This window comes from Jatrophihabitans sp., assembly GCF_036388195.1.
In the GTDB taxonomy this organism is placed as follows: domain Bacteria; phylum Actinomycetota; class Actinomycetes; order Mycobacteriales; family Jatrophihabitantaceae; genus Jatrophihabitans_A.
Map to the genome: position 1 here is coordinate 42,281 of NZ_DASVSG010000051.1, position 11,319 is coordinate 53,599.

General features: G+C 68.9%; 12 protein-coding genes. 5 read left to right on the plus strand and 7 right to left on the minus strand.

Annotated features, from left to right (window positions below; genetic code table 11):
- Position 1: 1 nt before the first annotated feature.
- On the minus strand, positions 2-691 hold the full coding sequence (locus VF612_RS04905) for a LuxR C-terminal-related transcriptional regulator (protein WP_408658730.1): 690 nt from the start codon (positions 689-691) through the stop codon (positions 2-4).
- Positions 688-1,896: a PspC domain-containing protein gene (locus VF612_RS04910; protein WP_408658731.1), complete on the minus strand. Its 1,209-nt coding sequence runs from the start codon at positions 1,894-1,896 to the stop codon at positions 688-690. The genes VF612_RS04905 and VF612_RS04910 overlap by 4 nt, the downstream gene beginning before the upstream one ends.
- A gap of 136 nt (positions 1,897-2,032) precedes the next feature.
- Here VF612_RS04910 and VF612_RS04915 point away from each other — a divergent pair, with 136 nt between their 5' ends.
- Entirely contained in the window at positions 2,033-3,295 is a 1,263-nt protein-coding gene (locus VF612_RS04915; protein ID WP_408658732.1) for a PspC domain-containing protein, read from the plus strand.
- A gap of 33 nt (positions 3,296-3,328) precedes the next feature.
- On the opposite strand, the gene VF612_RS04920 is transcribed toward VF612_RS04915, so the two are convergent.
- From VF612_RS04920 to VF612_RS04930, 3 genes are all read right to left on the minus strand, one after another.
- Entirely contained in the window at positions 3,329-4,537 is a 1,209-nt protein-coding gene (locus VF612_RS04920; protein ID WP_408658733.1) for a hypothetical protein, read from the minus strand.
- Between the two features lie 29 nt (positions 4,538-4,566).
- Complete coding sequence (locus VF612_RS04925; protein ID WP_408658734.1) at positions 4,567-4,908, minus strand: hypothetical protein; 342 nt, start codon at positions 4,906-4,908, stop codon at positions 4,567-4,569.
- A gap of 143 nt (positions 4,909-5,051) precedes the next feature.
- Entirely contained in the window at positions 5,052-6,212 is a 1,161-nt protein-coding gene (locus VF612_RS04930; RefSeq protein WP_408658735.1) for an acyl-CoA dehydrogenase, read from the minus strand.
- A gap of 212 nt (positions 6,213-6,424) precedes the next feature.
- Here VF612_RS04930 and VF612_RS04935 point away from each other — a divergent pair, with 212 nt between their 5' ends.
- Positions 6,425-7,747 (plus strand): UDP-glucose dehydrogenase family protein, encoded by a 1,323-nt coding sequence (locus VF612_RS04935; RefSeq protein WP_408658736.1) that lies wholly within the window; start codon positions 6,425-6,427, stop codon positions 7,745-7,747.
- Between the two features lie 64 nt (positions 7,748-7,811).
- On the opposite strand, the gene VF612_RS04940 is transcribed toward VF612_RS04935, so the two are convergent.
- The gene (locus tag VF612_RS04940) at positions 7,812-8,396 is read right to left on the minus strand and encodes a hypothetical protein (protein WP_408658737.1); all 585 of its coding nucleotides are present in this window, start codon (positions 8,394-8,396) and stop codon (positions 7,812-7,814) included.
- Positions 8,383-8,934, minus strand: coding sequence for a matrixin family metalloprotease (locus VF612_RS04945; RefSeq protein WP_408658738.1), 552 nt, complete (start codon positions 8,932-8,934; stop codon positions 8,383-8,385). Before VF612_RS04945 ends, VF612_RS04940 begins: the two co-directional genes overlap by 14 nt.
- A 134-nt stretch (positions 8,935-9,068) precedes the next feature.
- On the opposite strand from VF612_RS04945, the gene VF612_RS04950 reads away from it, so the two are divergent.
- The 3 genes from VF612_RS04950 to VF612_RS04960 all read left to right on the plus strand — a co-directional run bounded on the left by VF612_RS04950 (position 9,069) and on the right by VF612_RS04960 (position 11,045).
- Positions 9,069-9,281, plus strand: a complete 213-nt coding sequence (locus tag VF612_RS04950) for an antitoxin MazE family protein (protein WP_408658739.1) — start codon at positions 9,069-9,071, stop codon at positions 9,279-9,281.
- Positions 9,278-9,610 carry a type II toxin-antitoxin system PemK/MazF family toxin gene (locus VF612_RS04955; protein WP_408658740.1) on the plus strand — a complete coding sequence of 111 codons (333 nt, stop codon included), beginning with the start codon at positions 9,278-9,280 and terminating at the stop codon, positions 9,608-9,610. The genes VF612_RS04950 and VF612_RS04955 overlap by 4 nt, the downstream gene beginning before the upstream one ends.
- Before the next feature lie 145 nt (positions 9,611-9,755).
- The gene (locus VF612_RS04960; protein ID WP_408658741.1) at positions 9,756-11,045 is read left to right on the plus strand and encodes an HNH endonuclease signature motif containing protein; all 1,290 of its coding nucleotides are present in this window, start codon (positions 9,756-9,758) and stop codon (positions 11,043-11,045) included.
- Positions 11,046-11,319: the final 274 nt, after the last annotated feature.

The following is an 11,319-nucleotide window of genomic DNA, read 5'->3' on the forward strand; positions in this document are numbered from 1 at the left end:
CTCAGACGATCCGGCGGTCGGCCGCCCACCGGGTCAGCTGGTGGCGGGAGGACAGCTGCAGCTTGCGCAGCACGTTGGAGGCATGCGTCTCCACCGTCTTGACCGAGATGAACAGCTCCGTCCCGATCTCGCGGTAGGAGTAGCCGCGGGCCAGCAGCCGCATCACCTCCTGCTCGCGCGGGGTGAGCTGATCCAGCTCCGGGTCGACCGGGCCTGCCGAGCCGCCCCCTGGGTGCCCGCCGTCGCGGAAGGCATCCAGCACGAAGCCGGCCAGCCGGGGCGAGAACACCACGTCCCCGTCGGCCACCCGCCGGATGGCATCGGTCAGGTCGGCGCCGGAGATGGTCTTGGTGACATAGCCGCGGGCGCCGGCCCGGATGACGGTGATCACGTCCTCGGCGGCGTCGGAGACCGACAGCGCCAGGAACTTGGTCGCGGGCAGCTCCGGCAGCACCGCCGCCACCACCGCCGGGCCACCGCCGTCGGGCAGGTGCACGTCGAGCAGCACCACGTCCGGGGCGGTGTGCCGGATCGTGGCGATGGCCTCGGCGACGCTGCCGGCCTCGCCGACGATGTCGAGCCCGGCGCCGATCTCGGCGCGGACGCCGGCCCGGAACATCGCATGGTCATCGACCAGCACCACCCTGGGCCGGCCGGAGGCGTCTTGGCTGTCTTGGCTCATGTCCCTCATTCCAGTTCCACCCGCAGTTGCACTTCGGTTCCCTGGCCCGGACTGGACCTGATCGTCGCGGCGCCGTGCTGGCGCTGCAACCGGCCCACGATAGAGCCGCGGATGCCCTGCCTGCTCGGATCGATCCGGTCCGGGTCGAACCCGGCGCCGCGATCGCGCACGAACACCGAGGCGCTGTCGGCGGAGAGCTCGGCGTACACCGACACGCTGGTGACCTGGGCGTGCTTGGCGGCGTTGACGAGGGCTTCGCGGCTGGCCGCCACCAGCGCGTCCAGCCGGCTGTCCATCGGATGGTCACCGACCACCACCACGTCGACGGCGATGGCATAGGTGTCCTCCACCTCGGCCGCGGCGGCGTGCAGGGCGGCGCCGAACCGGCCGTTGGGCACTCCGGCGCCGTAGAGCTTGGTGCGCAGCTCGCGTTCCTGGCTGCGCGCGAGCCGGGCGACCTCACGCGGCTGGTGGGCATTGCGCTGGATCAGCGCCAGGGTCTGCAGCACCGAGTCATGCAGGTGCGCGGCGATGTCGGCCCGCTCCTCGTTGCGGATCCGCTCCCGGCGCTCGGTGGACAGCTCACGCACCAGCTTCAGCCACCACGGCCCGGTGATCAGGGCGAGGCCACCGGCGGTCACCAGCACCGCGGCCAGGCCCGCGCCGGCCGCCGAGATGCCGGCCCGGGCCAGGATGAACACCGCTCCGGTGAGCACCAGCGTGACCCCGGCGATGATCCGCAGCCAGCCGATCCGATCGGTGGCGCCGGCGGCCAGCGACGAGCTCGACAGCCGCCGCCAGCGTTCCCGCTCGGTCTCCGAGGCCTGCCGCCAGAGCAGCGCGGCGCCGAAGCAGGCCAGCAACGACGGCACGAACCACCAGCCCAGCGGCAGGGTGTGGGCGTTGATCAGCAGCACCACGGCCGCGGCGACGGCCGCCACCACGTACTGCGCCGCCGAGCGGGCCGAGCCTTCGGGCTCGTCCTCGGACCGGGTCCGCAGCACGATCCAGAAGGCGCCGTAGAGCAGCACCCCGAGGCCCCCGCTGAAGGACAGCAGGACGAAGGCGAGCCGGACCACGCTCCGCCGCAGGCCGAGGTGGTCGGCCAGCGCGCCGGCCACCCCGCCGAGCAGCCGGCCGTGCAGGTTGCGGTAGAGCCGGACGGGTTGCTGCGGCTCGGCGGCAGCGGGCTCGACGGACAGGGGCGTAGTCATCGTGTTCCCATTCTGGCTGGCACCGGGGCCGCTCGGCATCAGGTGAAGGACCCAGTTGGATGCTCAGCGCGGATCAGGGACGGTTGGGGGTGGTTCCCGATACCGTGACAGCGCCCCATCGCCCAGGCTGAACGGCATGACGATGACTGATCCCGGCTCGGGGCCGGTGCCGCCCACCCCGCCGCCGCCCGGCTATCCCGCGCCGCCGACCCACTCCTCCCCGGGCGGCCCGGCGCCGCAGCGGTGGCTTCGCCGCAGCCGCACCGACCGGATGATCTCCGGAGTCGCCGGCGGGCTGGGCGAGTACTTCGGCGTGGACCCGGTGATCTTCCGGGTGCTGTTCGCGGTGCTGTCCTTCTTCGGCGGCGTCGGGCTGGTGATGTACGGCGTGGCGTGGCTGCTGGTGCCCGAGCCGGAGGTCGGCACGTCGGCGCTGGACAAGGCCATCACGCAGCTGCGGGTACGCCGGATCCCGCCCTGGCTGGTACTGATCGGCGGCGCCATCGTGCTCTGGGTCGGCTGGTTCTCCTGGTGGTCCCCGGGCCCGACGTTCCCGGCGATCATGCTGCTGGCGTTGCTGCTGCTGCTGCTGATCCACCGGCTGGAGCGGTTCGAGCGCCAGCCGTTGCCCGGTCCGGCCCTGGAGTGGTCGCCGCCGGCGGCCGGCGAGCCGCAGACCGCCTCGGATGCAGGTCAGACCCCGCTGATCCCGCCGCTGAGCGACACCCGGCGATCGATGCAGGCCTGGCTCACCGAAGCCGGGGCGGCGCACCGCGAGCGGGTTCGGCGGCGGCGGCCGATCAAGGTCGGCGTCGCGGGCAGCCTGGCGATCGCCTGGACGGTGGTGGCGCTGCTGGACGGGTTCGGCCGGGTGCCGTTCCCGGCGTACCTCTGGGTCGGTCTGGCGGTGCTGGGCACCGGCCTGCTGGTCAGCGTGATCACCCGGCGGCTGACCCTGTCGCTGCTGGCGCCGATCGCGGTGCTGGCGCTGGCCACCTTCGCCCTCGGCGCAACCCGGACCAGCCTGACCGACGGTTCCGGTGAGCAGGGTTGGAAGCCCGTGTCGGCCGACCAGCTGGTCGATCATCGCCTGTTCGCCGGCCGGTCCACACTGGACCTGACCGCGCTGGGCACGCTGGACTCGGCCCGGACGGTGCGCCTGTCGCAGGCCGCCGGCGAGGTGCGGGTGTTCCTGCCGGCCGGCCTGAACGCCACGGTGATCGCCGACGTCCACCTGGGCGAGATCACCAACGGCCGCGACTACGACACCGGCCAGCACGTCGACGGCATGAACGTCCACTCCGAGCTCCGGCCGCCGGCCGGGGTGACCGGGCCGCCGATCACCATCTACGTCGACCTGGAGGCCGGGCACGTCCAGGTGGACCGCGAGGTCAGCTGACGCTGAGGGCCGGCGGCGTCAAGGTCGCCCGGCTCAGGGCGCAGGGTTGCCTGCGATCGGTTCCACTCCAGTAGCGGTTCGGATCGCCGTGGCCAGCCTGCGACGTATCATCGCGTGCCAGCCGGGACGAGCGCTGGAGTCTTCGTCAGACTCCCTGCTGGATTGCTTGTCGATGTGCCGTGACAGGGCGCTGATAACGCCCCATCGTACTTCTCGCATTGGCCGGAACCGGCGCCACGCGGTCGGCGCCACCGTAAGCCCGACTAGGCACAAGAGCAACGGGCCGAAGAGTGTCGACCATGCGAATGCATGAGTGGCGATCGCTGGCATGCTCGCGTTTCGTTCCAACACCAGCGCCAAGCCGAGGGCAAGACCTGCGTTGACTGCCAGGACCAGCAGGCTGATAACGCTCACCAACAATAGGGCCCACCAATTTCGCTGGACAAATGTCAGCGCAGCATAGTGAGCCATCAGCTGACCCACGATAAGAGACCAGAGAACGTAACCAACGGCGATGGCCAGGTACTGCGCCAGATCTCGCCCACCGTTCCAGGCAAGCAATGCAGCGCACTGGAGTAGGGCGGCAGCCATCACCCAGCCAAGGTTCTGCCGAAGCCTGGCCAGCAGGCCGCGCCGCATGCGGCGGCTACCAGCCTGGCGGGATCGTCGCAGCCAACATCGTCGGGCGTTGCGCAGGCGATTCATCTTTGTTTGATACGCCATGGACTCCAGGCTTTGACGGGTTTCCTGGTCTCGTTTGATGAACTCGCCGATCTCGGCGGCAACGTAAGCAAGCGCCACACTCAGACCGAGAATGGCCAACGATACTATTACATTGACGTGCTCACCCCAGCCGTGTAGCGCCCCAGCGAGGCCGACAAACACGCTACCTCCACCAGTGACAAGGATGACGTCGATGAGAACTACTCGCCGTCCGAGGCCGTAGGCCGACTGCACCGCCACCGGCAACTGCGCGGACGTCCACAAGCTGGCGATGAAAGCCACCAGCACGGTGGCTGTTACACCGAGCAAGCCCAGCGTTGTATCGGTCGGGATAGTCATCACCGGCCGGCCGCGCAGCGCAGGTAATCCGAGCACGTTCATATAGGCGTTTCCAGCGGTGACGACAAGGTAGAGGAAAAAGCCGAAGCAACTAATGATCCCAACCATTCGATGCGTGCTGCGCGAGGCAGCCCGGATCTTCTCCGGTTCGAATTTCTGGGACGATGGATCTTCGGTCATTGGCAGAGACTACGACCTGTCAACGTCGTTCACCTGGCGGTGGAGCCGAGTTCCCTGTCCTCCTCGGCAGCGCTGGCGGCCATCTGCTCCAGGTTGGCTGCGACCCGGTCGTCGGACATCCGGACCTTCAGGGCGAGCCAGTACACGACCGCTGACAGGACGAGCAGCACGACGAAGCCCATCTCGAAGCCGATCGTCGAGGTGTTGCCCGCGTGCTTGCTCTTCTCCGGGTAGTCGCCGAGGTAGCTGATCAGGCACAGGCCACCCAGCCAGGGCAACACCCAGGTCGCGCCGGCCTTCCAGTTCATCTCGGGCATGCTGTCCCGGCTGGTGGCGTAGAAGATCGCCAGCACCACGGAACCGAGCGCCACCGCCACGAACAGCTTGGGTGCTGGACACCTCCACCAGCCAACAGACGCCTCGATGATCAAGGGGCGAAGACATCGACGCCACGCCCCCGGGCGACAACCATGCGTGCCGCTCGTCGGCTCCGGGCGATGGCGAGCCTAAGGGGCTACTTCAGGATCTGGCGGGCGATGACCATCCGGTTGATCTGGTTGGTGCCCTCGTAGATCTGGGTGATCTTGGCGTCGCGCATCATCCGCTCCACCGGGAAGTCCTCGGTGTAGCCGTAGCCGCCGAAGATCTGCACCGCGTCGGTGGTGACCTTCATCGCCACGTCCGAGGCGAACGCCTTCGCCGACGCCGAGTACCAGGTCAGCCCCGGCTCCCCCCGCTCAGCCTTCGCGGCCGCCGCGTAGATCAGCTGCCGGGCCGCCTCGGTCTGCATGACCATGTCGGCGAGCATGAACTGCAGTCCCTGGAAGTCCGCGATCGGCTTGCCGAACTGCTTGCGCTCCTTCATGTACGCGATCGAGGCGTCGATGGCGCCCTGGGCGATCCCGAGCGCTTGGGCGCCGATGGTCAGCCGGGTGTGGTCGAGGGTGGCCAGCGCGGTCTTGAACCCGGTGCCGGGCTCGCCGATGATGCGGTCCACGGGGATGGCGCAGTTCTCGAAGTGGATCTCGCACGTCGGCGAGCCCTTGATGCCCAGCTTGCGCTCGTGCATGCCGACCGAGAAGCCGGGGTCGTCCTTGTGCACCACGAACGCCGAGATGCCCCGGGCGCCCTGCGACGGGTCGGTCACCGCCATCACCGTGTAGTGGGTGGACACGCCCGCATTGCTGATCCAGCACTTGGTGCCGTTGAGCACCCAGTGGTCGCCATCGAGCACCGCCCGGGTGCGCATCGCGGCGGCGTCGGAGCCGGCCTCGCGCTCGGACAGCGCGTAGGAGAACATCGCCTCACCGGAGGCCACCGGCGGCAGCACCTGCTTCTTCAGGTCCTCCGAGGCCGACAGCAGCAGCGGCATGGTGCCGAGCTTGTTCACCGCCGGGATCAGCGAGGACGACGCGCAGACCCTGGCCACCTCCTCGATCACGATCGCGGTGGCCAGCGAATCCGCGCCGGCGCCGCCGTACTCCTCGGGGATGTGGACGGCGTGGAAACCCGAGCGGACCAGGGCGGCCAGCACATCGTGCGGGAACTGCGCGGTCCGGTCCACCTCGGCGGCCCTGGGCGCGATCTTGTCCTCGGCCAGCGAGCGCACCGCCTCGCGCAACATGGTGTGCTCGTCGCTGAGCCGGTAGCTGTCGAAGTTCGGATTGAGCGCCATGGCGATAAGCGTTACCCATCGGTAGCGGCTTCGCAACGATCTGCGCGCATCATCACTGCGGCTGGCCGCACGGCCGTCCCGGGCGCCTCGATCAGGGCAATCCCCGGCTGCCCGGCGAGCGAAACCGGTGCTACCTCACCGAAGCGATAGCCTCGGATCCGGCCCGGCCGCCTCGCCGGGGCGTCCACCGTCCACCGTCCAGGAGGCCAGTCATGACTCAGCGTCCTCGCCTCTCGGTGATCGGCACCGGCTATCTCGGGGCCACGCATGCGGTGTGCATGGTCGAGCTGGGGTACGAGGTCATCGGCCTGGACGTCGACGCCGACCGGATCGAGACGTTGCGGGCCGGCCGGATCCCGTTCTTCGAGCCGGGGCTGCCCGAGCTGCTGGCCAAGCACATCGACTCCGGACGGCTGCGGTTCACCACCGACTACGCCGAGGCAGCCGAGTTCGCCGACGTCCACTTCGTCTGCGTCGGCACCCCGCAGAAGGAGGGGCAGTACGCCGCGGACCTCAGCTACCTCTGGACGGCGTTCCGGTCGCTGGCGCCTCGCCTGGACCGGAAGGTGCTGGTGGTCGGCAAGTCCACGGTGCCGGCCGGGACCGCGGCGCAGCTGGCCGAGCTGCTGGCCGAGCACGCGCCGCACCCGGAGGTGGAGCTGGCCTGGAATCCCGAGTTCCTGCGCGAGGGCTTCGCGGTCGAGGACACCCTGCGTCCGGACCGGCTGGTCTTCGGGGTGCGCAGCGAGTGGGCCGAGCAGACGCTGCGCTCGGCGTACGCGCCGGTCATCGACACCGGCGCCCCGGTGATCGTCACCGACTTCGCCACCGCGGAGCTGGTCAAGGTCGCCGCCAACTCGTTCCTGGCTACCAAGATCAGCTTCATCAACGCCATGGCCGAGGTGTGCGAGGCCACCGGCGCCGACGTCACCCAGCTCGCCGACGCCATCGGCCATGACGTCCGGATCGGCCGGCGGTTCCTCAATGCCGGCCTCGGCTTCGGCGGTGGCTGCCTGCCCAAGGACATCCGGGCCTTCATCGCCCGGGCCGAGGAGCTGGGGGTCGACCAGGCGGTGTCGTTCCTGCGCGACGTCGACGAGATCAACCAGCGCCGCCGGGCCCGGACCGTCGAGCTCGGCCTGGACCTGCTGGACGGCTCGTACCGCGGCACCCGGGTCGCCATCCTGGGTGCTGCGTTCAAACCGAACTCCGACGACGTCCGGGACTCACCCGCCCTGGACGTGGCTGCCGCGGTCGGCCGGCGGGGCGCCAGCGTGCTGGTGTTCGACCCCGAGGCCAATGCCAGCGCGCAACGGCTGCACCCGGAGCTGGACTACGCGGCCTCGCTGGAGGAGGCGGTCGAGCAGGCCGACCTGATCATGCTGCTGACCGAGTGGTCGATCTTCCGCGCGATGGATCCGCACGCGATCGGCGCCCGGGTCGTCCAGCGCAACGTCGTGGACGGCCGCAACGTGCTCGACCCGGTGCAGTGGCGGGCCGCCGGCTGGACCTACCGGGCGCTCGGCCGGCCGTAGCTCGGGGGTATGTCCCTAGCTCGGGTACGTCCGGCGCCGGCTCGGCCCAGCCGGCGGTCGGAGGTCAGGCAGGCCCTTCCTGGAGCAGTTGCCGTTCGGACTTGGTGACGGCCGGCAGGTGCGTCGTGCCCAGGGTGATGGTCTGGGGCAGCGCCTTGCTCTCGACGTCGATCTTGGTGAACTGATCGGACTGGGCCCGTGCGACGTAGGCGCCGGCCGGGCCGCCCACGATCGCGTAGCCGCCGGCCGGGTCGTTGGCCGCGTACATGGCGGGGGTCAGGAAGAGCAGGTACTTCCCGCCGGTGAGCAGCGCCGGCTTGCCGGTCTCGACGTCATCGCCGGGGGTCACGACCTCGATGTCGTTGGAGGTGGTGGACCCGGAGATCACCTTCGAGACGTGCATGCGCACGTAGACCGTCGGAGCCCCGCCGGCCGGGAACGGCTTGGCCACCACCTGGCCGGTCGAGGTGGCGACGACCACGGCGCTGGCGCGCTCGGTCAGCTCAGAGACGTTCTGGAAGATGTGGGCCCGCGAACCGACCTCAGCGATCCTGGGCACCTTGGCGTCCGAGCTGTCGCTCCCGCACCCGGTCACGCTCAGCAGCCCGGCCGAAGCCAGCGCGAGGATCGCAGCATTAATAGAGCGCATTGACGCCTGCCTTGTCGTCGCTGGCCGGTCCGCTGACCGTGCGGCTGTCGTAGGGGTACATCAGGATTCCGGTCGAGGCGGTGTTGTGGGCCAGGCCGAAGGCGTGCCCGATCTCGTGGGCCGCCACCCCCTGGATCTTGGAGGAGCTGTAGCCGGAGACCAGCGTCCAGTTGAGCACGACCTCCATCTGGCCGGACACCCAGTGCCCACCGGAGCACGGCGGGAAGCTCTGGACGGTGCCGAGGGCGCGGGTGACGCCGGTCCAGGACACCGTGTTGCCGCGGCTCTCGTTCAGGCCGGTGAAGTCGGCGGGCCGGGTGTTCCAGAGGATCCGCCCGTCCAGACCGCCCCAGGACGCCGCGGCGTTGCTCCAGTACGGATAGGAGATGTAGGGCGAGGGCACGTAGAAGCTGATGCCGCTGTGCGACCACTTGCAGCCCAGCGTGTTGTACGCCGCCGCCTGTGGCGCATTAGCGACCGCGACGACCGACAAGGCCGCCACCGCAGAGGAGATAACCCGGACAAATCGTCTTTTCATGCACGGAGAGTAGCGATCGTGACAAAGATCGGCAAGAGGTGTTTACGTCGGGTAATTGCTCTGCAGTCACCGACCATCATGTGCTGTTACGCGAACGACTGCTACCGTTACATGTAACAAGCGGAGGTGAGCTGGTGGCAAGCACAACGACTCGCTCCCGGGTGCGGGCCTATCGCGCTCGACTGCGAGCGCAAGGTCTGCGTCCGATACAGATCTGGGTTCCTGACATGGCCGCCCCGGGGTTCGCCGAGGAGGCGCACAGGCAGTCCCGTGCTGTCTCGGCGAGTCAGGGCGCGGAAGCGGATCAGGCGTTCGTCGACTCGGTATCGGAATGGTCTGAGGATTGAGGCGAGGCGAGATCTGGACCGTTGCCGGCGGGGGTGACTACGCCAGCAAGCCGCGGCCGGCGCTCATCCTGCAGGACGATCACTTCGACACCGACTCGATTACGGTCTGCCTGTTCACCTCCGACCCCACCGATGCCCCGCTGTTCCGGTTGGAGATAGCGCCTTCGCCCACGAACGGGCTGGATTCCACGAGCCGTCTGATGCTCGACAAGATCACGACAGTCCATCGCCGCAGGCTGGGCAGCAAGCTCGGCGTTCTCTCCGATGCCGACCTGCTGCGCGTCAACCGCGGCATCATGGTGTTCCTCGGAATCGCCGGCACATCGTAGGGCCGCCGACTATTCGCACACCCGCTTCGACTACCTCACCCTGGTCGGCCTGCTGGTGCTCTGAGTCGGCCAACAGCGATTGCGTAATGACCTTGTCCTGTATGTGGAACCAGTTCTGTCAGACCTCTGTCGTAGTGTCTGATGTATGACGACGGCGGTGGATGCGGGTGCGGCGGTGCTTGCTGCTTCCGGGTTGCCGGCCGCCGTTGCCGAGCTTGCCGAGTGCTCGTTGTCGACGTTGGCTGATGACGAACTGCTGGAGGTGATCCGGGTTACCGAGCGGGCCCGGCGGCAACTGGAAGCCCTGGACGCAACACTGATCGCGGAACTGGAAGCTCGGAATCTGCCCGGCCGGTTGGTGTTGCGCGGGCCTGCCCAGTTGCTGTCCGGACTGTTGAACCTGTCCCCGGCCGAGAGCTCAGCCCGCGTGAGACAGGCCCACGAACTGGGACCCCGCAGCACCCTGACCGGAGACTGGCTGCCACCCCTGCTGCCGGTCACCGCCGCCGCACGTGTGGCGGGAGCCATCACCGCCAAGCACGCCGAGGTCATCATCCGGACGATGAACCGGCTGCGGGCCGCGCAACTGCCGGTGCCGGACCAAGCCGACGCGGAGGCATTCCTCGTCGAACAGGCACAGAACTTCAACGCCGCCATCCTGGCCGGCATTGCCCGGCAGTTGATCGACACCCTGGACCCGAACGGCCGGCTCGCCGACGAGCAAAGCCAGCAACGCCGCCGGTTCCTGACCTGCGTGCCGACCGGTGACGGGATGCACCGGCTGACCGCCGACCTCGATCCCGAGACCGCCGCGCTGGCGATGACCGTGCTGCACGCACTGGCCGCCCCGAAACCGTCCACCGCAGGTGATCGGGATGAGCGCAGCGCCCGGCAGCGGCTGCACGACGCCTTCGGATCGGTGCTGAAGCTGGCCCTGCGTGCCGGGGAACTGCCCACCAGCAGTGGAATTCCGGCGACCGTGCTGATCACCATGACCGCCGACCAGTTCGAGACCGGCGCCGGCCTGGCGCAGACGAGCTACGGGCAGAAGCTCAGCGTCGACCAAGCCTTGCGGATGGCCGACCAGGCAGCGATCGGCTGGATCGTGCACAACAGCACGGGCGGCATCCTCAACTACGGCACCACCCGACGCACCGCCACCGATAAACAAACCCTGGCCCTGATCGCCCGCGACCAGGGTTGCGCCTTCCCAGGCTGTGCCGACCCGCCGGAGTGGACCGAGAAACACCACATCAAAGCCTGGCGGCACGGCGGCGCCACCGATCTCGACAATCTCTGCCTCCTGTGCGACTTCCACCACGACCGCATCGACACCGGCGGCTGGACCATCACCATGCTCGACGGCGTGCCGTGGTTCGTGCCACCGGCCTGGGTCGACCCGGAGCAGGAGCCCCGCAGGAACATCCGGGCATGAGAGGCGACCGAAGCGCAACCCACCGGGCGTTGAGCTGCCCGAAGCGCAACCCACCGGGCGTTGAGCTGCCCGGAGCGACGCTCACACGCCGGTTGGGTGACGCTCGGGTCAGCTGGTGATGTCCTTGCGGGCGAACCTGGTCCAGGCCAGGGTGAAGAACACGGCGCTGTAGATCACCGACAGCGCGCAGCCGCGGATCATGTCGTCCCAGCTGATCACCGGGGTGAGGGCATCCAGCCACGAGTACTGGAAGTGGGTCGGCAGCACCACGCGG

Bases quoted from the DNA above. Each gene is read 5' to 3' on its own strand.
- VF612_RS04905 (WP_408658730.1), bottom strand. From the start codon at position 691: ATGAGGGACATGAGCCAAGACAGCCAAGACGCCTCCGGCCGGCCCAGG.
- VF612_RS04910 (WP_408658731.1), bottom strand. From the start codon at position 1,896: ATGACTACGCCCCTGTCCGTCGAGCCCGCTGCCGCCGAGCCGCAGCAA.
- VF612_RS04915 (WP_408658732.1), top strand. From the start codon at position 2,033: ATGACGATGACTGATCCCGGCTCGGGGCCGGTGCCGCCCACCCCGCCG.
- VF612_RS04920 (WP_408658733.1), bottom strand. From the start codon at position 4,537: ATGACCGAAGATCCATCGTCCCAGAAATTCGAACCGGAGAAGATCCGG.
- VF612_RS04930 (WP_408658735.1), bottom strand. From the start codon at position 6,212: ATGGCGCTCAATCCGAACTTCGACAGCTACCGGCTCAGCGACGAGCAC.
- VF612_RS04935 (WP_408658736.1), top strand. From the start codon at position 6,425: ATGACTCAGCGTCCTCGCCTCTCGGTGATCGGCACCGGCTATCTCGGG.
- VF612_RS04940 (WP_408658737.1), bottom strand. From the start codon at position 8,396: ATGCGCTCTATTAATGCTGCGATCCTCGCGCTGGCTTCGGCCGGGCTG.
- VF612_RS04945 (WP_408658738.1), bottom strand. From the start codon at position 8,934: ATGAAAAGACGATTTGTCCGGGTTATCTCCTCTGCGGTGGCGGCCTTG.
- VF612_RS04960 (WP_408658741.1), top strand. From the start codon at position 9,756: ATGACGACGGCGGTGGATGCGGGTGCGGCGGTGCTTGCTGCTTCCGGG.